The sequence below is a fragment of the Algibacter sp. TI.3.09 genome (genome assembly GCF_038154905.1).
GTDB lineage: Bacteria > Bacteroidota > Bacteroidia > Flavobacteriales > Flavobacteriaceae > Algibacter.
This window is the reverse complement of record NZ_JBAKAN010000001.1, coordinates 947,189-971,585: the sequence shown is the minus strand read 5'-3', so window position 1 is coordinate 971,585 and position 24,397 is coordinate 947,189. Positions and strand designations below refer to the sequence as shown.

Genomic DNA, 24,397 nt, shown 5'->3' with positions numbered 1-24,397 from the left:
TATAGTAGCGATTTTCATAGAAAAAAAGCGACAAAGTTTAAGAAGGATTGAAAAATCAATAATAATACTATTAATGAAAATATTTTCCAAAGAGCAAATTTACGAAGGCGATAAACTTACAGCCGAAAAGCAACAAATTTCATCAACCGATTTAATGGAGCGTGCAGGAAGTCAGATTTTTAATTGGATCGATTTACGTATGCAAGGCGCCCAAGTACCGATACATGTTTTTTGCGGTATAGGTAATAACGGTGGCGATGGTTTGGTTTTGGCCAGGCATTTAATTTTAGCCGGTTACAACGTAAATACTTTTGTGGTGAACTGCAGTGATAAAAGATCTAAAGATTTTTTAATTAATTACGATCGCATTAAAAATGTAACGAAAAAGTGGCCAACACTTTTAAAATGTAAAGAAGATTTTCCAGTTATAGAAGCACAAGATATTATTGTAGATTGTGTTTTTGGAATTGGTTTAAACAGACCTGTAGATGAATGGGTTAAGAACTTATTCCTTCATTTTAGAGCGTCTAAAGCGTTTACTTTGGCTGTGGATATTCCTTCTGGATTATACACAGATAAAGCTGTTACAGATGAAGATGCTGTGGTGCATGCTGGCTATACGCTTAGTTTTGCTTCACCTAAACTTGTTTTCTTTTTACCAGAAACGGCTAAATATACTGTGCAATGGGAAGTTTTAGATATTGGTTTAGATCCTGAATTTTTATCAAACACACAAACAGAAGTGCAATTAATTGGTAAGAATGAAGTATTACCGAACTATATACCTCGCGAAAAATTTTCTCATAAAGGGCAATTTGGGCACGCTTTAATTATTGGAGGTAGTTATGGTAAAATAGGAGCTGTTTCTTTAGCGAGCCGTTCGGCACTTTCGGCAGGAGCAGGTTTAGTGACTGCTTATATTCCAAAATGTGGATATCATGTTTTACAGACAGCTCTGCCAGAAGTTATGGTAATTACAGATGCTGATGATGAAAAGATAACGAATATAAAATTTGATATAGAACCAACCGTAATAGGTATTGGTGTTGGTTTGGGAACAGATGCTAAGTCTCAGAAAGCTTTTGAAGCCTTTTTGAAAACCAACAAAAAGCCTCTTGTTATAGATGCTGATGGTATTAATTTATTAGCTAAAAAGAAAAGCTTACTAAAACTATTACCGGAAGAAACCGTTTTAACGCCACACCCAAAAGAATTAGAACGTTTAATAGGAAGTTGGGAAAACGATTTTGATAAGTTAGAAAAAGTTAAAGCTTTCTCTAATAAATATAAAGTTATCATAGTGGTTAAAGGTGCTAATAGCATTACTGTTTTTGATGATACACTTTATGTTAATACCACCGGAAATCCAGGACTAGCTACAGCCGGAAGTGGAGATGTGTTAACGGGTATTATTACAGGTTTAATTTCTCAAGGTTATCATCCTGTAGTAGCATCTATATTTGGCGTGTACTTACATGGCAAAGCTGCAGATATTGCTGTTGAAGATTATGGTTATCAAAGTTTAATTGCTAGTTATGTTATTGATAATATGGGGCAGGCGTTTATCGATTTGTTTAAACAGCCAGAACAACCGGAGCAAGTAGAAGCAGAGGAGCCAAAATCTTAAACAAACAAAGTATAACAAGATTTCTAATAAATAAAAAAGCCCATTTAAACATTCGTCTAAATGGGCTTTTTGTTGTTTTATAAGTGATTATAATTTGTGTGTTAAGGTTTCGTAATCCACTATTTCAGGGATAATATTTAACGCAAATAATTCCTTTTGCACATTATTTAGTGTGTCTTTATCTATTAACTCCTGAGACCACTCTGTAATACCTAACCATTCTTGAACATCTTCTAATTGTTGTTCATAACGGTTAGCTATAGTTTTATCTATACTTGGGATATCTTTAAACGCTCTAGTCGTGTTATTAATTATATCAAGAATTGTTTTTAATTCAACTTCATTGTTTTTTATAAAATCTTCGCGAACTGCAATTACAAAACAAGGCCATGGAGACGGACAATTATCAATTCGCCTAAAAACACCATTATCTACTAAAGGTTTAGTCGTGAATTTTTCCCATAAAAAGTAATCGCCTCTACCTTGAGTTAAGCCTTCTACAGCACCATCAAGGTTTTTTATCACTTCAAAATCAAGATCTTTTTCTAAATCCCAGTTGTGGTTTTGTGCATTTATATAAGCCATTAAATGAGAACCAGATCCATAACGGCTAATAGCTGCTTTGGTTCCTTTTAAATCTGCTACGGTTTTGTATGTAGAATTTTGCGCGACATGCACACCCCAATGTAAAGGTGTTTGCACAAATGTTTGCACAATTTTACTTGGGTTTCCAGCAATTATATCTCTTACAATACCCTCTGTTAGTATCACGGCAATATCAATATCTCCATCACGCAACGCTTTACACATGGCACCAGTGCCACCATAATAATCGTGCCAACGAAGGTTTATGTTTTCATCTTTATACTCACCTTCTTTTAGGGTTAAATACCAAGCTAAATTAAAGTGTTCTGGCACACCGCCTATATTTACTTTTGTCATGATTTTGAGGTACTAAGCAATTATTTTATCTAATGAAAATTGAATTAAACTATTAACGATTTTTTCAGGATTTTCACTGAAGCTACCGTTTGCTCTATTCGCGATAATAGCGTTTAAAGATACGGCACGATGCCCCAATAATTTAGATAAACCGTAAATGGCAGATGTTTCCATTTCAAGATTTGTAATACGGTAATCGTTGAATTTGAAACTATCAATTTTGTTGTTCAATTCTGAATCTCGAAGCGGTAAACGAAGCACACGACCTTGAGGACCATAAAATCCGTTAGCCGTAACTGTAATACCTTGATGAAGCTTTACATTTTCATCTTTAAACTTTTCAGCAAGTTCAGTACTTTTTTCAACAATAATAGGTGTCGATTTGTTTTTATCCCAATCGCTATGTGCAACAAAAGCATCTTCAATATCAGGATGCGAAATGTGCTCGGTTTTATAAGAATGAAGCATACCGTTTATATCCATACCATGAGAACTCATTAAAAATGAATTAACAGGAATATCACTTTGTAAAGACCCTGAAGTTCCTATTCTAACAATATCTAGGCTAACTAAGTCTTTATTAATTTCTCGAGTTTCTAGATTTATGTTCACTAAAGCATCTAGTTCATTTATAACAATATCAATATTATCGGCACCAATGCCTGTAGAAATTACAGATAAACGTTTACCTTTATAAAGACCAGTTTCTGTTTTAAACTCACGCTTGTGGGTAGAGAATTCAATTGAATCGAAATGCTCGGTTATTTTTGAAACACGATCTGGATCACCCACAAAAATGATGGTTTGTGCGATATTTTTGGGTTTTAAATTTAGATGATAAACACTACCATCTGGATTTAATATAAGTTCAGATTCTTTAATTGGCATTCGTTACAGTTTTTATTAGTTTGTTTAATGGTTTACTAAATTGAAAATCATACTTTTTAACACCGCCAAAACGCATATCACTATCAATTTCTTTCGAAAAATTATGTTGACTTAAAAGAGCTTCATGACCATCTCGATTTAGTGTAATACTATTTTCTTCATCAATTAAAAACACACTTAGTTTATCAATAAATCTAGCCAATTGTAAATCGCGATAGCCATAATAACCTTGGTAATTTAGAGCATAACCCAATAAATGATGTTTGGATTTAATGGTATTGTCACGAACAATTTCAAGAATGTTACGTTCTAAAATATTTAAACCATCTTTAGAGTTTGGAAAGCGTTCTAAATGCGCTTTTAAACAATTACTTAAGTATTTAAAACTCGAGCTTTTTACAATAAATGGTTTCAATAAATTATGGTCTTTGCCACAGTAAATGCCCCAAACCGTAGTGGCCATATCGATATCATCTTTATTTAAAGTAACCTTGCTTTTATATTGATTTACAAGTTGAGATGTATTTAATTCGGTTAGGGCTGTTAAGCTTTTATTGCCAGGAATTCTACCGCTGCACACTAAAGATATAGGAAGTTTTATTTTCTTCTGATAAATTAGGCTAATTACAGCTAGCATGTTGATATGCGAAAACAAATCGTAATCGAACCAAAGGATAATTTCAGAATATTTAGCTTCCGCATCATCTAGTTTTTCTAGCTCAATATCTACTTTCTTTAAATCTAAATCCACATCATAAAAATCATGCAAAAATGATTTTCTAACCTGAATAGATTCTTTACAATGAATAGTTTCTAATGTAGGACCTTCACAAAATAATTCTTGCCAAGTTAACTGTTCTCCTTGAATTTCTAATTCCGTTAAACGACCAGACAGATGTCCGCTGTTTGTAATATGCAGTAACTGTTTGCTCATAAATTAACCTCCAACGCGTTTTACGTTAAACCCTTTTTCTTTTAACATGCCCATAATTTTATCTCTGTAATCTCCCTGGATAATAATTTTATCGTCTTTAAAACTACCACCAACACTTAGTTTAGTTTTAATTTCTTTTGCTAAAATTTTAAAATCTTCGGTAGCACCAGTATAGCCATCTAAAATAGTGATAGGTTTTCCTTTGCGCTTTTCATATTTACAAAGTATAGGATCATCTTGCATCCATATATCAGATCTTTTTTGCTCGCTTTCGGGAGTTTCTTCTTCAATATGTTCTGGAAACAGGTTTTTTAATTGGTCTTGTAAATCCATAATTTATTTTTGGTTGGAAGTATGAGTCGTAGTCATTGATTTTTCAACTAAAAACTACGACTTAGGTATTTACTTTTTCTTTAATCCTAATTCAATTAAGCGTTCGTTTAGAAACTCTCCGGCTGTAATATCATCAAATTGTTTTGGGTTATTTTCATCTATGCAACCTTCTAAAACATCTAATTTCATGGCACTAACTGGGTGCATAAAAAACGGAATAGAATAACGAGATGTACCCCAAAGTTCTTTAGGCGGGTTTACAACACGGTGTATAGTCGATTTTAATTTATTATTAGTGTGTCTAGAAAGCATGTCTCCAACATTAATCATTAACTCATCATCTTCAGCAATAGCATCAATCCATTCACCTTTATGGTTTTGCACTTGTAAACCACGACCTTGAGCCCCCATTAAAAGGGTAATTAAATTAATGTCACCATGAGCAGCAGCTCGAACGGCTTCTTTAGGTTCTTCTGTAATTGGTGGATAGTGAATTGGGCGTAAAATAGAGTTCCCGTTGTGTATGTAATTATCGAAATATGTTTCTTCTAAATTAAGGTGTAAAGCCAATGCGCGTAAAACATATTTAGCTGTTTTTTCAAGCATTTGGTAAGTTTCCTTTCCTATTTTATTAAATTCTGGAAGTTCTTCAACTATTACATTCTCTGGATATTCTGCTTTCAGTTCATCATTATCATCAACATACTGTCCAAAATGCCAAAACTCTTTTAAATCGCCTTCTTTTTTACCTTTTGCACTTTCTTTTCCGAAAGAGATATAACCACGTTGTCCTCCAATTCCTGGAATTTCATATTTACGTTTAGTTTCGGTCTCTAACTCAAAAAAGTTTTTTACTTCTTGGTATAAATTTTCAACTAAAGTATCATCTAGAAAATGCCCTTTTAAAGCAACAAATCCAATTTCTTCATATGCTTTACCAATGGCATCTACAAACTGTTGCTTTTTGTCGATATCGCCAGAAATAAAATCTTTTAAATTAACGCTAGGTATAATATTCATTATAAAATAATTTTAATCAATGTGATACAAATGTACAAAAACATTGGGGAGTTTTGTAATCTCTATTTTATATTCATATTTCTGAGAATTATTGATTAATACGTTATATTTACTAGATTAAACTGATTATATTATGACTTCTAGCCAATTTAATTATCAAAACCATAATCTAGATAGCGCAATTCTATTAACACTTTACAAGAATATGCTAAAACCACGGCTAGTAGAAGAGAAGATGCTTGTGCTATTAAGACAAGGGAAAATCAGTAAATGGTTTTCAGGAATTGGCCAAGAAGCGATTTCTGTTGGGGTAACTGTGGCTTTAAATTCTAACGAATATATTCTGCCAATGCACCGTAATTTGGGAGTTTTTACAACAAGGAAAATTCCGTTAAGTCAATTGTTTGCGCAATGGCAAGGTAAAGCTTCTGGTTTTACAAAAGGACGAGACCGATCGTTTCATTTTGGTTCGCAAGACTATAAAATTATAGGCATGATTTCGCATTTAGGACCACAATTAGGTGTTGCCGACGGGATTGCTTTAGCATCTAAGTTGAAAAATAAAAATGAAGTTACAGCCGTTTTTACTGGAGAAGGCGGAACGAGTGAAGGCGATTTTCATGAGGCTTTAAACGTCGCTTCGGTTTGGGAATTACCCGTTTTATTTTGTGTTGAAAATAATGGTTACGGATTATCTACACCAACAAACCAACAGTATAATTGCGAAAATATTGCCGATCGCGGACTTGGGTATGGTATGGAATCGCATATTATTGATGGTAATAATATTATTGAAGTTTATTCTAAAATGAACACAATAGCAGAGAGTGTTCGTCAAAACCCAAGACCTGTTTTAATCGAATTTAAAACCTTTAGAATTCGAGGTCATGAAGAGGCGAGTGGTACAAAATATGTTCCAAATGATGTGTTGGATATGTGGTCTAAAAAAGATCCGATAACTAATTTCGAGTTATTTTTGAGAGATAGCAATATTTTAAATGAAGAAGAAAATAAACGGTTAAAAGCAGATATTTTAAATGAAATTAATAAACATTTAGATATAGCATATAGTGAAGATGAAATAATACCAAATGAAGCTAATGAGTTAAACGATGTATTTCATTCTTTTGAAAATAAAATAGTTAGTAGTTGTTCTGGATTTAAAGAAATACGTTTTATTGATGCGGTTTCCGAAGGTTTAAAACAAAGTATGCAACGTGATAACAGTTTAGTTATCATGGGGCAAGATATTGCAGAATACGGTGGTGCGTTTAAAATTACCGAAGGATTTATTGGAGCCTTTGGAAAAGATAGAATACGGAATACACCCATTTGCGAATCAGCTATAATTGAAACCGCTTACGGTTTATCTATTGCGGGAATTAAAAGTATTGTAGAAATGCAATTTGCCGATTTTGTGAGTTCTGGTTTTAATCCTGTTGTTAATTTATTGGCAAAATCGTATTACAGATGGGGACAAAATGCAGATATAGTGATTAGAATGCCATGTGGTGGCGATGTTGGAGCAGGCCCATTTCATTCGCAAACCAATGAGGCTTGGTTTACTAAAACTCCGGGTTTAAAAGTTATTTACCCAGCATTTCCATATGATGTTAAAGGATTATTAGCTTCATCCATAAACGATCCAAATCCGGTGCTATTTTTTGAACATAAAGGCTTGTATAGGAGTATTCGTCAAGAAGTTCCAGTAGATTATTTTACACTTCCAATAGGGAAAGCTAATTTAGTGAAAACAGGAAAAGACATTACTGTTATTAGTTATGGAGCAGCCGTGCATTGGGCTTTAGAAACTTTGAAAAAGAATCCTCAAATTTCCGCCGATGTTATTGATTTAAGAACATTACAGCCTTTAGATTTAGAGGCTATATTTAATTCAGTTAAAAAGACAGGGAAAGCTATTATTTTACAGGAAGATTCAATGTTTGGAGGTATTGCTAGTGATATTTCAGCACAAATTATGGAGCAGTGTTTCGAGTATTTAGATGCGCCGGTAAAACGTGTAGCGAGTTTAGATACGCCAATTCCGTTTTTAAAAACTTTAGAAAATCAGTATTTACCAAAAAATAGATTTGAAGCCGAGTTGATAGCAATTTTAAAGTATTAATATAAAGAATATTGAGTTATTCTGTTGCCGCAAAAGAACTCAATATTCAAACTAGTAATAATTTTTACTTCGTTTCGGCTTCTGATAGGATAAACGGGTAAGCTTTTTTAACCTTCTGTAAATCTTCTTTACTCAAATTATCAACCGATTTCTGTAAAACATTAGCAGCGTAATTGCTTCTTAATTCAAAATAAGCTTTAGATAATTCATTTTGAACCGCCACAAATTGCTTGTAAGTAGTTTGTTGTCCGTTTTGAAGTGAAACCACAGCATCTTCGGGATTGTCCGATGCATTGGGGAACTTATTCCCATTGCAATACAAACAAGTACCATCACCATTATTATCCAAAAAGGCTTTTGTAGCCTCTTTCAAATCGGCTAAATCAACCTGTTCATTTTCAATCATAATTCCATCATTATTATTAATAACAATGCGTAAAATGTTGCGCTCATGTTTTAAGCTTTCACAATCTCCCGTTGGGCATTCGGCTGGCAAAACCCGATTGATTCCTGCATCGGAGGAAATAGTTGCGGTTACTAAAAAGAAAATTAGTAGTAAAAATGCAATGTCGGCCATGGAGCCTGCATTAACTTCTGGTGCTTCTTTTGAATGTCTCATAAATGTTAAAATTTAAATGTTAATATGTAATCAAGACACACAAAAACAATACCATAAAACGAAAAGAACTACTACAAAAATAAGATAGCAGTAGTTCTTTTAACTTCTATTCATGGAATACAAGAGGTTTTAAATCAGTTTATAACGTGTGGGTTTAATGCGAATGTCCTTCCATGCCTCCGGATTTTTTTAATAATTCACCTTTTAAATAATGAGAGCCATCGGTAACGATGTTAATGTTAAAATTATTGTTTTAAATAGTATTGATGTTTGTAAGAGAGAAATTATAGCATTTTTTAATTTTGACATTAAGTGCAACATAGCTAATGAAAAAACTTAAAAAATAGAGGAGTAAGAAAGCTTTAAAGTTGAGAGAAATCGATGAGATTTTCGATATAGAACTTAATAATATAAAATCGTAAACGTAAAATATAAAAGCCATTTAAAATCAAACATTATCATTACAGCTTATATTTTTTCTGTAAATTTGCGTCAGTATTTTCGCAAATCAACTTTATGAAAAAACACTTTCTTTTACTTTTATTATTTCTTAATTTTTCTTCAACAGTTTTTTCACAAATTAAATCTTCTGAGGATATAATAAAAAAATATGACGAATATTTTGAATTGGAGCGAGAAACAATTTTTACGCATTTCAATAAATCCAGATTTTTTGAAGGAGAAGAAATTTGGTTTAAAACCTATATTTATAACAATAACTATCAAATACCTTTCGAGAGTACAACTAATATTTATGTTAGTATTTTTAATGAATCAGGAAATATTATTGCTTCAAAACTTCTTTACGCCTCAAAAGGTTATGCCAATGGAAATTTTTTAATTGAAGAAAAATTCACTCCCGGAATTTACTTTGTAAAAACAAGCACTAATTGGATGAAAAATTTTAAGGAAGATTTGTCTCACGTTCAAATGATTGAAATTATTGGTGATAGGCAAGAAGATAATGTAAATTTAGTAAGTGAAAGTAAATATGATTTACAGTTTCTGCCAGAAGGCGGCCATATTGTTGAAGATGTTAACAATACTATTGGTTTTAAATTATTAAATAATAAAGGAAATGGAGTTGCAATTAAGGAAGGAACTGTTTTTGATGAAAACAAAAATATAATTACAACTTTTAAGAGCAATCAATTTGGGTTAGGGAAGTTTTCATTAAATGCCAAAGCAAGCACTAATTACAGCGTTAGCATTTCTCTAGCAACTAGTGAAATCATAACAAGACCAATTGGAATAATTGAGAAAAAAGGTGTCTCTTTTAAAGCAGCTGTTACAAATAACGATAACGTAATAATCGCTTTGGAAACCAATAATTTTACTATACGGGATTTAATTGGTAAATCTTATTATTTGTTAGTACATAGGGGAGGACAAATAATAAAATTAAAAATTGATTTTGTAGAAAATCAACTAAAATATTTTCTCAGGTTAAAGAAACCAGAATTATTACCAGGTATTAATATACTTACTTTAGTTAATGAAAATTACAAACCCGTTGCTGAGAGATTGGTGTTTAATAATTTAAAAACACCAATTAAAGAAATCATGGTAGAAGGCATAGAAAATCAAAAAGATTCTAGCACGGTGAAACTTAGAACAAATATCAACACAGAGATTAATCCGAGTTTTAGTGTATCAGTTTTACCTGCATCAAATGAATCATATAACAGTCAATCTACAATAATGACTTCATTTTTATTGACTCCTTATATAAATGGAAATATAGAAAACCCGTATTATTATTTCAGTAATAACGATCACAAGACGCTATATGATTTAGATTTATTATTATTAAATCAAGGATGGAGCAGGTATAATTGGGATGACATCTTCAAAGCGCCACTAAGCGTTAATTATGTATTTGAAACAGGGTTCGTGATAAAGGGAAGTCTTAATAGTTATAAACAAAAAGCAGGAGATTTGATAGTGCTATCTTCATCAGAAAATCAAATTCATGAATCTGGCATTATTGAGAATTCAACTTTTACTTTTGAAAATTTATTCTTTGCGGATGACACAAGTATTAATTTTAGTTTAAAAAACAAAAACGGAAAATTCACCAAACCATTTGTATATGCCAACATATTCCCGAAAAGCATTAATGATAACTTACAAAATTTAAGTGCTTATAAAAAAAGTATATCAGAGATACAGCAAATAGACGAAACAGGTAATAATCTCAACTTAAATTTTAAATTAACAGAGCTATTAGACACCATAGTTTTCAAAGTTCGACATAAAGATGAGATACCTAAAAACAAGCCACTTATATCGATGCATGGAGCAAAATATATCAATTTAGTTGAGTTTGATTTTCAAAATGAGCCTATAGTAAGTATAATTAGAAAAAATGGATTTGATGTTGTTACTACGTTTGATAATGTGTTTATTAAGACAAGACGAATAGTACCTGGAAATTCAGTACCGTCTGTTTATATCGACAACATGCCATTGTTTGATGATTTTAAAACATTGTTAAATCTAAGAGTTTTAGATTTGGAAGACATGTATATTAGTCGCATGCCAAACCCAGGTGATTCACCAGCTGGAACCATCAAAATTTTCACTAGAAATGGTCAAGGTTTAAGTACTCTTGGAGATGATTATCAGACGATAGACAATCTTTTTGGTTTTTCGATACCTAAAGAATATTATCAGCCCAATTACATAAATACCACTTCCAATACGTTCTTAAAGTTTGGAGCCATTCATTGGATACCGAACCTTACACCTAATGATGAAGGAGAATTAACTTTTAAAGTGCCAAATTATGGTTCTGATAATGTAAAAATTTATATTGAAGGTATGTCTGCTGAAGGTTATTTATGGTCTAAAGTAGAATCTATTAATTTAAAAAAATAGCTTATACTCTTCAAAAAAACAAAGGAGCTTCTTTGGCGAATTAGTTTTATAAACCATTTAATATTCTTATAAATATAACCTTGCTTTGTAGAACTAGGTTCATTTTTAAGGAGAATTTAATATTTTGTCGCTAATAATCATGCAATTATAAACGTTGAGATATTTTAGGAATGGTTATTGTATTAATTTTTTCCTAAATAGAAACACGTATAATTGTGATTTAAACGATAACAATTATCTTTGAAGCATAATTATAGCAATTTTGTTTCCTATTATAATTAAAAGACGCCGACAAACCAATGAAGTTTCATTTTTCATTTTTTATATTTTTAGTTTTTACTATCTCTAGTTTTTCCCAAATAGATAGTAGAAATAAGTCTACGCCATTTCCTGTTATTGAAAGCAAAAAAGATTCTTTAAAAGCCGAAATACCAAAACCATCTACACCTATTGAAGCCAAAGCAGACCCTTTAAATGGTTTGAATGCACCAAGAGTTTCAGTAGATTTAAGTATGCCTAAAAGACAATTATCTATGTTTCCGGAGGAAGAATTTGGAAATCCAGGCGAGCTATATACTAAAAACTTAGACCGACAAGCCAAATCTGTATTGCCAGATGGTTATGGTGAAAATAGTGGTTTAAAAGAAGATGCTTTTTGGGGCGACTACCATACAAAATCTTTATCGGTACAGATTAAGTATAGAGATCACAGTGCTATTGATGGCGATTTATTGCGTGTTTATGTTAATGGTGATGTATTGAGATCTAACGTGTATTTAGGTAGGAGTTTTAGTGGTTTTACTTTGAAGTTGGAAGAAGGATCTAATAAAATTGAGTTCTTTGCTATAAACACAGGTTCTTCTGGGCCAAATACTGCTGAGTACCGTATAGTTGACGAAACTGGTGCTGTTATAGCTAGCAAAGTTTGGGCGTTAGAAGCAGGAGTGAGAGTTACTGTTGTTGTGGTTAAAGATTAGACGCGGATCTTTTAATTATATCTTCTTTTAGTAACCAAATATTCCTCTCCATTTACTGTTTTATACTTTTTAGTCCAAAGACCTTTTTTGTTGTATTCATATCTAAAATACTCATATTTATATAAAAGTGGTCCGCCAGTAATTTGAATGGGAAACTCTTGTTTTGGTTCAAATGCTCTATGAATTTCAATTACGTTATTATGATCGTCGTATTTGTAACTGGTTATAGATTTTTCGTTCTCGGGTTTAGTGGAAATATCACTATTTTGATAATCACTGGAAGTAGTAGATTTGATAATGTTTCCTGCAGTATCATACACAAGTAGTTCTCTAGTGAAGGGTTTAAGCAAAACTAATTCCTCTGTTTCAATCAGTTTTGGTTTTCCGAATTCATTGAAATCGGAATATTTTTCAGTCTTTCCAAAACTATACTCTCTTTTTATTAACAAAGAGTCTTTATATACCAATTTTATATTTGAAACATTATTTTCATTTTCTTTATTAATATTATAGTTGTTAATTTTTCGCTCAATGTTTCCAAATTCGTCATATTCAAATTCTATTCGGCTTCGTAATTCACTTCTATAATAATTTTCTTGTATAGTAATTAGTCCATTAGAAAGGTAGTATTTCGTTTTCCATTTCTCCTTTTCTACGTTGCTCTCAATATAAGAATTGTACTTGCTTAATAATTCCTTTTCGCTTTTTTGAGCAAAAGAAATATTAAAAAATAAAAGTATTATAATGAATGGAAGTAGTTTTTTCATTTTGATAATCAACGCATTTTTATTCTGTTGGATTTATGTTTTTAGTCTCTATAATTTACTTTCTAGAATCAACCATTATTCTTTAAACTATACAAATTTGAACCCATTGTTTTTCAATTGGCAATGTTAGTAACCTACTTATAAAAGGGAAGCCTGCTTTCCAAACTTTTAAGCTATCTTGATTCTTAAAATCAATTAAATATTTCCCTTTTTCTGGAACATCAAGAGTCATGATTTTTTTTGCTCTTTCCCCATCTTGATAAGATTGTACACGCCATTGTGTAACTTTTGGGTTAATTACTCTTCCCGTTAAAGTATTTGTAAGAGAAAAAGTAAAATCGTCAACAAGAACATCCCAACCACCGAGAACATAAACATCAAAAGTGCCAGTATAAAGTTCAACTTCAATATCTGATTCAATTATTCTTATTGGCTTAATCATATTTTCATTATTAAAACACTTCCCTTTTTTAAGAAAGCACCTCTTCAATACGTTTTAATTCTTCCTCAGTAAATTCTAAATTATCTAAAGCCTTTACATTTTCTTTCAATTGATTTGTAGAACTCGCACCAATTAATACCGATGCCACTTGCTTTTGCCTTAAAATCCAAGCAATAGCCATTTGCGATAATTTTTGTCCGCGAGATTCTGCAATTTCAGCAAGTTTCTTAATCTTTTCAATATTCTCGTTTACGGTTTCAGTATTTAAATACGTTAAATCTTTTGCTGCTCTCGAGTCTTTAGGAATACCATGTAGATATTTATCGGTAAGCATACCTTGGGCTAGTGGTGAAAAGGTAATACAGCCAACACCGTTGTCTTCTAAGGTATCCAAAAGTCCATCTTCAACCCAGCGATCTAACATAGAATATCTTGCTTGGTGCAATATAAAAGGGACATTGTATTCGCGTAATAATTTGGCTGCACGTTGCGTTTCTGCTGGCTGATAATTAGAAATACCAACATATAAAGCTTTTCCTTGGCGAACAATATCAGCTAGCGCTCCCATAGTTTCCTCTAAAGGTGTATCAGGATCTGGACGGTGATGATAAAATATATCAACATAGTCCAAATTCATACGTTTTAAACTTTGGTCTATGCTCGAAATCAAATATTTTCTAGAACCTAAATTGCCGTAAGGCCCAGGCCACATATCGTAACCTGCTTTGGTCGCGATAAACATTTCATCTCTATAATTTTTAAAATCATTTTTAAATATGGTACCAAAGTTTTCTTCGGCAGAACCGTAAGGAGGGCCGTAATTATTGGCTAAATCAAAATGCGTAATTCCTAAATCGAAAGCACATCTTAACACTTCTCTGGCATTTTGTATATTATCAACAAAACCAAAGTTATGCCATAGACCTAAAGAGATGGCAGGCAGCAATACGCCACTTTTCCCAGACCTTTTGTAGGTCATGGTATCATATCGTTTTGGATTTGCTAAATAGCTTTTAACTCCAGACTTATCATTAATTTGCATAATCTTATTTTTTTGATACTGTAAATGTATAAATTACTTTTTATATTTAGTAGAAAGTAGAGAAATCAAACATGATTTAAAATTTTCACTAAGAACATACCATAAAAACCCTTTAAAGGTGTTATTTTTGCAGCCACTTTAAAGAATATTTCATGTCCGTTTCCAAAACCGAATTAGAAGAAAGAAAAGCAGGGAAAGATTTATATAGTTACCAAAAAGGTGCTATTGACAAAATTTTTACAAGTTTTGAAGAATCTCCAGCCGATTACCATTTACTATATCAACTTCCAACAGGAGGAGGGAAAACAGTTATATTTTCAGAGATTGTTCGTCAATTTTTGAAAACACACAAAAAGAAAGTGTTGGTAATGACGCACAGAATTGAATTGTGCCGTCAAACATCGAACGTACTTACTGAGTTTGGTGTAAACAATAAAGTGGTTGATAGTAAGGCCGATTTGAGCGATCAAGCAGATTTTAGCTGTTTTGTAGCTATGGTGGAAACCTTAAATAATCGTTTAAATGATGATAAACTTGATATTTCTGATATTGGTTTAGTTATTATTGATGAGGCGCACTACAATTCATTTACAAAGTTATTTAAATTCTTTAGCCAATCGTTTATTTTAGGAGTTACAGCAACGCCTTTAAGTTCGAGCATGGAATTACCAATGACCGATAATTACGATGAGTTAATTGTTGGAGAAAGTATAGAATCGCTTATTGAAAATGGCTTTTTGGCGCGTGCCGAAATGTTTTCATATAATGTAGGTTTAACCTCTTTAGTTGTTGGTGCCAATGGTGATTATACTGTAAAATCTTCTGAAGATTTATATACAGCTAGCGACATGCTTTCTAAGCTTGTACAAGCTTATGAAGAACGTTGTAAAGGCAAGAAAACGCTTATTTTTAATAATGGTATTAATACCTCTTTACATGTTTACGATTCGTTTAGACGTGCCGGTTACCCAGTAGCTCACCTAGATAATACAAACACTAAAAAGGAGCGTGCCATGATACTAAAATGGTTTAAGAAAACGCCTGGTGCTATTTTAACATCGGTTAGTATTTTAACCACGGGTTTTGATGAGCCTACTGTAGAAAGCATTATTTTAAATCGTGCAACAAAATCGTTAACGCTTTACTACCAAATGATTGGTCGTGGTTCTCGTATTTTAAAGGACAAAAAATCTTTTGCAGTTATCGATTTAGGAAACAACTTCCACCGTTTTGGTCCTTGGGGAGAAGATTTGGATTGGCAACGTATTTTCCGTTCTCCAAACTATTATTTAGATGCCATTTTAAGTGATGATGAATTAGAAAGTAACTTTAGATATGAAATGCCGGATGCCTTGCGCGCCGAGTTTGCAAAGTCTAAAGATGTGTATTTCGATATTCAGAAAACATATGTAAGTTCTATTAGAAACGGAGAATCTTCTAAAGTGGTTTTAGAGCGTTCTATCGAGCATCATGCAAAAATTTGTATTGAGAACAGTGAAGATGTTTACGATGCCTTAGGCTTAGCCAAAATGCTTGGAGACGATATCGATTTCCGTATACAACGCTATACAAAATGTATTAGTAAAAGTACATTTAACTTTGTAGAGTGGTTAAAAGGTGATTATCGCAAAAAGCTAAACGCATATTTACGTTCTAATTTTGATGAAGTTTTTGAAGAAATTCACGGGCATCCACCAATAGAAGAATAACCATTTAAACTTTAATACTTTTTTCAAATTATTATTTGATTTTCTGAGACGTTTAAACCTTTTATGGATTTATAGGTCTTATTAGAAAATATTTAATAATGACGAAGTATATCTCTATTTTAATTTTCTGTTTAAGTTTTCAACTTTTTTCTCAATCTCAAAATGAGTTAACAGCCACCATTATTGGTTCGGGTTCGCCTAAATACAATACGGAGCGGGCAGGACCTTCTGTTTTAATTTCATACAAAAACACTAATCTTTTAGTGGATATGGGAAATGGAACTCAAGGTAATTTGTATAAGTTACAGGTAAAAAATAAAGATTTGGATGCGCTTCTTTTTACTCATCATCATTTAGATCATAATGAAGAGTTTACGCCAATTTTTATTAAAACCTTGCTAGCTGCAGATCAATTTAAAGTGGTAGGACCGAAGCCAACCAGCGATCTGGTTAATAGCATTATAAAGAACTACGAAGAAGATATTGCTTATAGACTATCTAAAAAGCAACGTGCTTTTAGCGATGTTGCTAATAATTTTACTGTAAACGAATTAGAGGGCAACCAAAGCTTTACTATTGGCGATATAGAAATCTCTTGCACGCCCGTAAACCATACCATTGCAACCATGGCATATCGTTTTGATGCTGGTGGAAAATCCATTGTTATTTCGGGAGATTTATCTTATTCCGAAAGTTTACCCATACTAGCAAAACAAGCCGATTATTTAATTATTGATTCTGGTGGAGCTATTGAAGAAGGAAAGGCAAACAAGAGAACAGGTAACGGAAAAAATAGAGGAAATAAAGAGCATGCACATGTTAATTTAGATGAAAGCTCACGAATGGCAAATGAAGCTCAAGTTAAAAACTTAGTATTAACGCATTTAAATTTTAATAATGTAGATGAAGTTGCAACAAGCCAAGCCATAAACGAAAACTATACAGGTTCAATTTTTTATGCTGAAGATTTAATGACGTTTCCAAAAGCTGAAGGTAATACGAACACACCCCAGCAAATTCCAAATGGGACAAAAAATAATCAAGGACCTAATTTTGAAAATATGCTGAAGCGTTTGGATACAAATAAAGATGGAAAAATAGCTAAAACGGAAGCTAAAGGAAAGCTAAAAGAAAACTTTGATAAAAGAGACGCAAATAAAGATGGTTTTATTACTGAAAATGAACTTGGAAGAGGGAAGTAGTAGTTCTATTTGTTTTTCTGTTTGAAGACAATATTGATGCCTTTTTATAGAATAATTATTTGGTATATCTCTTGAAACAGTAAAGTCGCAACCAGCAAATAGATGATAATATCGAAAACCGCCGTAGAAATAAGGGATTTGTTAATTTAAACTATTTTAATTCGAATATATTTTTAATCCTCTGAATATTATCACATCATAAAAATAAGCCGTATCTTTACTCCTTATTAATTTACAAAAAAAAGTAGGATATTTTAAACTATGGCAAAATCGCAAGTCACATTTAACAAAATTGAAAAAGAGAAAAAACGCTTAAAGAAAAGAGAGGAAAAGCAAAAGAAGAAGGACGCTCGTAAGGCAGAAGCTAAAGAAAACCCGCAAGGCATCCAGTTTGCTTATGTAGATTTTAACGGAAATTTAACCGATACGCCGCCAGACCCGGCTATGCGTGAAAAGGTTGAAGCCGAAAGTATCGAATTGGGAATCCCTAAAAAGGAAGACCGTATTGAAGAAGAACCAGTAATTAAAGAAGGAAAAGTATCATTTTTTGATCATTCTAAAGGTTTTGGTTTTATTATCGACAGCGTGAATCAAGAGAAATATTTTGTTCATGTTAGCGGTTTATTAGACGATATTGAAGAAAACGACAAAGTAACTTATGATCTTGAACGTGGTCAAAAAGGTATGAATGCCGTTAGAGTAAAGAAAATATAATACATTCGTTAAATGGTTCTTTTTAAAGAACTTATCGCGTTTTATTTAAAGGAAATTTTAAAATAATCCTCAACAGTTTTACTGTGAGGATTATTTCTTTTTAAAAAGGTTTTTAATGGCTGTTTCTCGTAAAACGATTTCTATTGTATTGGCCTTCTTTGCCATTTACGTAATTTGGGGATCTACTTATTTGCTTAATAAAATAGCGGTAACAGAATTGCCGCCATTTATGTTAGGCTCCATGCGTTTTATAACGGCTAGTATTCTTATTTTTATAATTGCTAAAATTTTAAAATTTGATCTTTCCATCACTAGAACGCAATTAAAAAACACCATTATAGCAGGCTTTTTATTTCTAGCTTTTGGTAATGGCGTTGTAGTTTGGGCGCTTAGGTTTGTAGATAGTGGTTTTACTGCTTTAGAAATTTCTGCACAACCTCTTGTTGTACTTATTTTAATGCGCATTTTACAAGGCAAAAAAATATCTGCTATGTCTTACATTGGAGTGGCCTTAGGTTTTTTAGGTATATTTCTATTAGTGAGCCAGAAACAAATAATTAGCAAAGACGGACAAATTTTAGGAATGATCATGATTTTTGTATGCATGGTTAGTTGGGCTTATGCCTCTATATTTGTAGGTAACGCTAATTTACCGAAAAACTTTTTTGTGAACACAGGCTACCAAATGCTTTCCGGTGGTGTAATGTTAGCCATAGCAAGTGTATGCTTTGGAGAAGAGTGGACATCGCCAACAACTTGGAGCACTCCAGTACTTTGGTCTATGCTTATGCTTATTATTTTTGGTAGTATTATCGCTTTTACAGCGTTTAATTATTTACTAAAAGAAGTTTCACCAGAAAAAGTATCAACGTCGACTTATGTAAATCCGGTTATCGCTTTGTTTTTAGGATGGTTCGTTTTAGACGAAAATTTAACAAAACAATCTATTATTGCAGCTGTTATACTATTAACTGGTGTCTATTTTATAAATTCGAAACGCAAATTTAAACCCCGATCTCTTGGACGTTAAAAAAGCTTTACAATTCATGCTTATTAGTACGTTAGCCTTTGCTTGCATGAACACCACAGTAAAATATTTAAGTAATTTCAGTGCCTTTCAAATTGTTCTGTTTCGTTCTGTAGGCTCTCTGTTTTTTACATTTGGTTTCTTATTAAAAAATAAAATTTCGTTTGCAGGTAACAATAAAAAATTATTGATTCTGCGCGGTGTAGTAGGCGTAACGTCTATGAGTTTGTTTTTCATGGCTACCAAATATTTACCCATAGGTAGTGCAGTATCTTTAAGATATTTAGCTCCAATTTTCGCTGCTATATTTGCAGTATTCTTACTTAAGGAAAAAATTAAATTAGTGCAGTGGTTCTTTTTTGCACTTGCTTTTGCTGGCGTTTTAGTTCTAAAGGGATTTGATAAAGAAGTGAGTGGTTACGGACTTCTTTTAATCTTTATTTCGGCTATTTTTAGTGGTTTAGTTTACATTATATTGAGTAAAATAGGGAAAAGTGAACATCCCGTAGTAGTGGTTAATTATTTCATGATTATTTCAACCTTAGTAGGTCTTTTGGGCTCGATAAACAATTGGATTATGCCAATAGGTAAAGAGTGGCTTTTACTCGGTATACTAGGTGTATTTGGTTATTTCGGACAGGTTTACATGACCAAAGCTTTCCAAATGGCTTCTACAAGCCAAGTAGCGCCTTTAAAATATATTGAAGTCGTATTTACCTTAATTTTCGGGACTTTTATTTTTGGTGAAGTGTACACATTTTGGAGCTTACTTGGTATTGCGTTAATTGTTGGCGGACTTATTTTAAACATTAGATATAAAGAGAAAAACAAGGCCTAATTGTTTTTTTGCCAAGCTCTGCGCTTATTTGTAATTTTACAATCTTATTTTTAGATAATTTAATAGATGACTTTTAAAACACGCGTAAACAAAGTAAGAAGAAGAGTAATGCGTAACATTACTAAAAATGTTGGTAGCTCTTATACTGAACCTCAAAAGGGTTCGCTTAAGGCGGAAGACATTAAACGTGTTTTAATTATTCGTCCTAATCATCGTTTAGGTAATCAGTTACTATTAACGCCATTAGTACAAGAGGTTTTAAATACCTTCCCTAACTGCGAAATAGATTTATTTGTAAAAGGAGGTGTTGCCTATCCTGTTTTTGAAAACTATAAGCAGGTTTCTAAAATTATTCAATTACCAAGAAAACCATTTAGCAACCTTTTTAAATACGCTAAAAGTTGGGCTTCGATTAAATCTAATGCTTACGATTTGGTTATAAATGGTGATAAAAACTCATCTTCTGGACGTTTATTAACGAATTTGGCTAAAGCTAAAATTAAAGTATTCGGTGATGTAAACGAAAGTATACAGAATACATTCAGTGATCATTTACATATTTCTAAATACCCTATTTATAATTTAAGGTATAACTTAAATCGTTTAGGTTTTCCTAAAAATGAGAGCCCAATGCCTGTTTTAGATATTAAATTAACAGATGCTGAAAAAGCAAAAGGAAAAACTATTTTAGATGATATTATTAAGAATGACAAGAAAACCATTTGTATTTATACCAATGCTACGGGAGATAAATGTTATTCTGAAACGTGGTGGGAAGCTTTGTATGAACGTTTAAAAACGGAATATCCAGATTTTAATATTATTGAAATGTTGCCTATTGAGAATATTTCAAAGATCAATTTTAAATCTTTAAATTTTTATAGTAAAGATATTCGTGAAATGGCAGGTATCATGAGCAATACAAGTGTTTTTATTGCAGCAGATAATGGTGTGATGCACTTGGCTAGCGCAGCTTTAACGCCTTGTGTTGGATTCTTTTCTGTAACTAATGAAAATATTTACGCACCTTACGGAAATGGAAGTGTTGCCATTAATACAAACCATACCGACATTAACGATTGGATTAAATCAATCGATGGTATTTTAAGATAAATTAATCTTTAGAAATTCCATTAACGTAATATTTTATAACATCTAGTTCTTGGGCTTGTTCAAATCCTTTGAAGTCAACAATATCGGTGTAACTAATATTAGCATTATAAAATTCTAAATAAGTTTCAGCTAACGGCATGTAAGACCAATGCCATTTCTCCATATTATAGCCCGTTCTTCCATGTGTTTTTTCGGTGTAAACCTGCTTAAAACCATACGATTTGGCATGCTTTAATAACCAATTGTGAATTTTTAAACCTTCACCTTTTTCAAAATAACTATTGTTTAGGTTATTTAAATCCATGTCTGTTCCCCAATGATGGCGTGATGATGTTGGCATGGAGCTATATTCCAAAATTTTTAAAGCACGTGCATTTGGTTCAAAGCTCTCGTATTTTTTCCATTTACGCTCCCAAATACTTTTTTGCTCGTAAAAATTTCGTGTTCCAGAAATAATAATCAAATTAATACCATCTGCTTTTGCTTGTTTATGCATGGCCTTGAAGGCTTCATAACAATTCTTGTTTAAGTAAATTGTTTTGGAGGAATGAGAAGCACTTACTTTTTCAAAAGCGTGATGCTTGGTGTAATTGAATTTTCCGAGAACAAAATCTTTGGTAATCATGCTGTCTATTTTTTTCTTCGGAATTTCCTTAACAATGGTCTCCACAGCTAGGTTTTCAACCAAAACAGGCTGTTTTTCATCTTTACAAGAATAGAGTAGGCACAATATCCCGACAAGAGTAAACAATACAAGGTTTTTCATATAAAATAAATTAATGTCTACGTCCAGAAAATTCCATGGCTTCACCTTTTCCAAAACCGTAGCTTACGCCAAAAGTAACAAAACGACCGCGTTTACGGCTGTTGTATAAATAAAAGTCATCTTGTGAAGTTTCCGATTGGTTTACACGAGAAGCAAAAACATCTCGCACACTCATATTTAATATAACTTTTCCTTTTAAAATCTTTTTACGAAGACCTAGATCGGCATACAGATTATCATAGGTTTCACCTTGTAAACTTTTAAATTTAGATTGGTAATCGCCAGACATTTCAAAATCGAAATCTAGAGGTAATTTAAATTTTGAAGTTAAACTTGTAGTCCATCTATTTCCTTTAAAATCGAAAGATTCAGATTCAAAAACACCTTGTCTATCAAAGAAATTAATATTGAATTCTCCGCTTAATGAAAACCAGTTTATAGGATTGTATTTTCCGTTAAATTCAAAACCAGTGGTATTACTTGTCCCTATGTTTTCAGGACGTGAAGTACTAACGTCATCTGCATACTCTGTAATATTTTCAATAACATCGGTGGTATAACGGTTGTATAAACTGAGGTTTAAAGAGGCTTTTCCTATTTTATGAATACTGGTTAACTCATAAGAATTTGTGTATTCCGGTTGTAAATCTGGATTTCCTGTAGAAATATTGAAGTTATTTCTAATATTAGAAAATGGATTTAATGATCGTAAATTTGGACGATTAATACGTCGTGAATAACCCGCTTGTAATGAAAAATTATCACTAACAGTATAAGAAGTATGCGCGCTAGGAAAGAGGTCTGTGTAATTCTTGGAGTCCTTCTCATCGGTGGTTTCCAATAGGGTTTCAATTTGTGTATCTTCTAAACGAATACCCATTTTAATACCCCATTTTTCACCTTCGTAAGCGGCTGTAGTATAAACACCAAATACATTTTGATCGAAATTAAAAACATTCGTTAAATCAGTATTATCGACCCAAACACCTTCTTCAAAATCGCTAACGGCAAAATCGTTTGAGACTTGATTAATAACATATTGAGAACCTGTTTCTATTGTGTAATGTTCCAAAAAAGGGTGGACATAATCTAATTTAAAGGTGTAATCTTCCAACTTATAATCGGTTCTTGTATTTTGAAGTTCATCGGGCAAATCACCAATGCTAGTTGTATTATTAAAATTAGACGATTGATCTTTTCTAAAAGAACTTCCCAAAGCGCTAAAAAGTAAACTTTGATTTTCGTGACGTTTGAAATCCTTTTTATATTGCAATTCATAACGCAATTTTGGATTGGTAGCCTCAGTTTTTTCATCACGAAGCCAAGCATCGGTAACACTATTGGAAGCATCTAAACCAGTATAGTTTTGTTGCGAACTTTGATCTTCCACTTCGTAAGCGTAAGATCCTGAAAGGGTAATCACGTTTCTGTCGTTAATATGATAATCGGTACCTATTAAAATATTACTGAATTTTTCGTCAAACTCACTATCTCCAATACTGTTTATTTCTGTATTGTTTAACAAGTCGCGGTTAATACTTTCAGTTTCTCCAGGGTAGGTACGCAAGCCAAAACCTAACTGACTAAATAGATTAAACTTTTCTGTTCTACGGTTTAAACTTAACCCGAAACTATTACTATTTGGCACCCCAACATTTAATGACGCTGAACCATTTAAGCCTTTCTTTTCAGATTTTTTAATCACAATATTTATAATACCAGAAGTACCTGCAGCATCATATTTAGCTGATGGATTTGTAATAACTTCTATCTTTTCAATCATATCGGCAGTAATAGTTCCTAGTGCATTACCGTCGGCACTAGCCAAAACAGAAGGCTTCCCATTAATTAGGATTTGCACGCCCGAATTTCCGCGTAAGCTAACTTCACCTTCAATACTCACATTTACAGAAGGTACATTGTTTAACACCTCTAAAGCACCCGCACCAGTAGCACTTAAATCTGAGCCCACATTAAATACACGTTTATCTAGCTTAAACTCGGTTTGCGATTTTTCTGCTCTTACCAAAACTTCACCCAAAGATTCTAAATCTTCCGAAAGGCTAATGGTTTTTAAATCGATAGTGTTGTTTACTACATTAAAGGTTTTAAATGTTTTGGTTGTAAAGCCCAAAAAGCTCACTTCAATGTAAAAATTAGTTGCTTTTACATCTATTGAAAACACACCTTTTTCGTTAGTTATTGTTCCAGTCACAGGTTTCTTGGTTGCAACATCCAAGATAGATATTGTGGCATACTCTATAGTTTGTTTACTTTCGGCTTCTAGAACTTTCCCTTTAATTTCTATAGTTTTATTTTGAGCGTTACCTAAAATACTTCCTATAAAAAAGAAGAAGTAAATAATATGTTTTAAACGTTTTAAGATCATGAAATGAGTTATTTGGCTACCTTACAAATATAAAATGCATCCC

Annotated in this window: 21 protein-coding genes; 10 read left to right on the top strand and 11 right to left on the bottom strand. The window is 32.4% G+C overall.

The window, feature by feature from the left end; translation table 11 throughout:
- Window positions 1–73: 73 nt before the first annotated feature.
- The gene (locus V6246_RS03815) at window positions 74–1,627 is read left to right on the top strand and encodes an NAD(P)H-hydrate dehydratase (protein ID WP_341559028.1); all 1,554 of its coding nucleotides are present in this window, start codon (window positions 74–76) and stop codon (window positions 1,625–1,627) included.
- An 87-nt stretch (window positions 1,628–1,714) separates the two neighbouring features.
- On the opposite strand, the gene V6246_RS03810 is transcribed toward V6246_RS03815, so the two are convergent.
- The 5 genes from V6246_RS03810 to V6246_RS03790 all read right to left on the bottom strand — a co-directional run bounded on the left by V6246_RS03810 (window position 1,715) and on the right by V6246_RS03790 (window position 5,744).
- Complete coding sequence (locus tag V6246_RS03810; protein ID WP_341559027.1) at window positions 1,715–2,569, bottom strand: substrate-binding domain-containing protein; 855 nt, start codon at window positions 2,567–2,569, stop codon at window positions 1,715–1,717.
- A 12-nt stretch (window positions 2,570–2,581) separates the two neighbouring features.
- The gene (locus tag V6246_RS03805; RefSeq protein ID WP_341559026.1) at window positions 2,582–3,457 is read right to left on the bottom strand and encodes a nucleoside phosphorylase; all 876 of its coding nucleotides are present in this window, start codon (window positions 3,455–3,457) and stop codon (window positions 2,582–2,584) included.
- Window positions 3,447–4,391: a DUF1835 domain-containing protein gene (locus tag V6246_RS03800; protein WP_341559025.1), complete on the bottom strand. Its 945-nt coding sequence runs from the start codon at window positions 4,389–4,391 to the stop codon at window positions 3,447–3,449. The genes V6246_RS03805 and V6246_RS03800 overlap by 11 nt, the downstream gene beginning before the upstream one ends.
- A 3-nt stretch (window positions 4,392–4,394) precedes the next feature.
- Window positions 4,395–4,724 (bottom strand): translation initiation factor, encoded by a 330-nt coding sequence (locus V6246_RS03795; RefSeq protein ID WP_341559024.1) that lies wholly within the window; start codon window positions 4,722–4,724, stop codon window positions 4,395–4,397.
- 69 nt (window positions 4,725–4,793) lie between these two features.
- Window positions 4,794–5,744, bottom strand: a complete 951-nt coding sequence (locus V6246_RS03790; protein ID WP_159020456.1) for an isopenicillin N synthase family dioxygenase — start codon at window positions 5,742–5,744, stop codon at window positions 4,794–4,796.
- A gap of 133 nt (window positions 5,745–5,877) precedes the next feature.
- Here V6246_RS03790 and V6246_RS03785 point away from each other — a divergent pair, with 133 nt between their 5' ends.
- Window positions 5,878–7,869, top strand: coding sequence for an alpha-ketoacid dehydrogenase subunit alpha/beta (locus tag V6246_RS03785; protein WP_341559023.1), 1,992 nt, complete (start codon window positions 5,878–5,880; stop codon window positions 7,867–7,869).
- Window positions 7,870–7,933: 64 nt separating this feature from the next.
- Here the strand turns inward: V6246_RS03785 and V6246_RS03780 are convergent, their stop codons facing one another.
- Window positions 7,934–8,488 carry an ExbD/TolR family protein gene (locus V6246_RS03780; RefSeq protein WP_341559022.1) on the bottom strand — a complete coding sequence of 185 codons (555 nt, stop codon included), beginning with the start codon at window positions 8,486–8,488 and terminating at the stop codon, window positions 7,934–7,936.
- A 516-nt stretch (window positions 8,489–9,004) separates the two neighbouring features.
- Between V6246_RS03780 and V6246_RS03775 the strand changes: the two genes are divergently transcribed.
- Both V6246_RS03775 and V6246_RS03770 read left to right on the top strand, forming a co-directional pair.
- Complete coding sequence (locus V6246_RS03775; protein ID WP_341559021.1) at window positions 9,005–11,368, top strand: hypothetical protein; 2,364 nt, start codon at window positions 9,005–9,007, stop codon at window positions 11,366–11,368.
- A 299-nt stretch (window positions 11,369–11,667) separates the two neighbouring features.
- Window positions 11,668–12,345: a hypothetical protein gene (locus V6246_RS03770; protein ID WP_341559020.1), complete on the top strand. Its 678-nt coding sequence runs from the start codon at window positions 11,668–11,670 to the stop codon at window positions 12,343–12,345.
- An 11-nt stretch (window positions 12,346–12,356) separates the two neighbouring features.
- Here the strand turns inward: V6246_RS03770 and V6246_RS03765 are convergent, their stop codons facing one another.
- The 3 genes from V6246_RS03765 to mgrA form a co-directional block, all read right to left on the bottom strand.
- A complete protein-coding gene (locus V6246_RS03765; protein ID WP_341559019.1) occupies window positions 12,357–13,112 on the bottom strand; it encodes a hypothetical protein in 756 nt (251 codons plus the stop codon).
- Window positions 13,113–13,194: 82 nt separating this feature from the next.
- Entirely contained in the window at window positions 13,195–13,554 is a 360-nt protein-coding gene (locus V6246_RS03760; protein ID WP_341559018.1) for a hypothetical protein, read from the bottom strand.
- Between the two features lie 28 nt (window positions 13,555–13,582).
- A complete protein-coding gene (gene mgrA, locus V6246_RS03755) occupies window positions 13,583–14,596 on the bottom strand; it encodes an L-glyceraldehyde 3-phosphate reductase (protein WP_341559017.1) in 1,014 nt (337 codons plus the stop codon).
- Between the two features lie 152 nt (window positions 14,597–14,748).
- Here mgrA and V6246_RS03750 point away from each other — a divergent pair, with 152 nt between their 5' ends.
- From V6246_RS03750 to V6246_RS03725, 6 genes are all read left to right on the top strand, one after another.
- Window positions 14,749–16,305, top strand: a complete 1,557-nt coding sequence (locus tag V6246_RS03750; protein ID WP_341559016.1) for a DEAD/DEAH box helicase — start codon at window positions 14,749–14,751, stop codon at window positions 16,303–16,305.
- Window positions 16,306–16,403: 98 nt separating this feature from the next.
- Window positions 16,404–17,507, top strand: a complete 1,104-nt coding sequence (locus V6246_RS03745) for an MBL fold metallo-hydrolase (protein ID WP_341559015.1) — start codon at window positions 16,404–16,406, stop codon at window positions 17,505–17,507.
- 261 nt (window positions 17,508–17,768) lie between these two features.
- Window positions 17,769–18,221: a cold-shock protein gene (locus V6246_RS03740; protein WP_158849650.1), complete on the top strand. Its 453-nt coding sequence runs from the start codon at window positions 17,769–17,771 to the stop codon at window positions 18,219–18,221.
- Between the two features lie 115 nt (window positions 18,222–18,336).
- Window positions 18,337–19,251, top strand: a complete 915-nt coding sequence (locus V6246_RS03735) for an EamA family transporter (protein ID WP_341559014.1) — start codon at window positions 18,337–18,339, stop codon at window positions 19,249–19,251.
- 16 nt (window positions 19,252–19,267) lie between these two features.
- Window positions 19,268–20,086 carry a DMT family transporter gene (locus V6246_RS03730; RefSeq protein WP_341559897.1) on the top strand — a complete coding sequence of 273 codons (819 nt, stop codon included), beginning with the start codon at window positions 19,268–19,270 and terminating at the stop codon, window positions 20,084–20,086.
- Window positions 20,087–20,152: 66 nt separating this feature from the next.
- Window positions 20,153–21,199 carry a glycosyltransferase family 9 protein gene (locus V6246_RS03725; protein WP_341559013.1) on the top strand — a complete coding sequence of 349 codons (1,047 nt, stop codon included), beginning with the start codon at window positions 20,153–20,155 and terminating at the stop codon, window positions 21,197–21,199.
- A gap of 1 nt (window position 21,200) precedes the next feature.
- Here the strand turns inward: V6246_RS03725 and V6246_RS03720 are convergent, their stop codons facing one another.
- Window positions 21,201–21,965: a M15 family metallopeptidase gene (locus tag V6246_RS03720; protein ID WP_341559012.1), complete on the bottom strand. Its 765-nt coding sequence runs from the start codon at window positions 21,963–21,965 to the stop codon at window positions 21,201–21,203.
- Between the two features lie 10 nt (window positions 21,966–21,975).
- Window positions 21,976–24,354 carry an outer membrane beta-barrel family protein gene (locus V6246_RS03715; protein ID WP_341559011.1) on the bottom strand — a complete coding sequence of 793 codons (2,379 nt, stop codon included), beginning with the start codon at window positions 24,352–24,354 and terminating at the stop codon, window positions 21,976–21,978.
- Window positions 24,355–24,397: the final 43 nt, after the last annotated feature.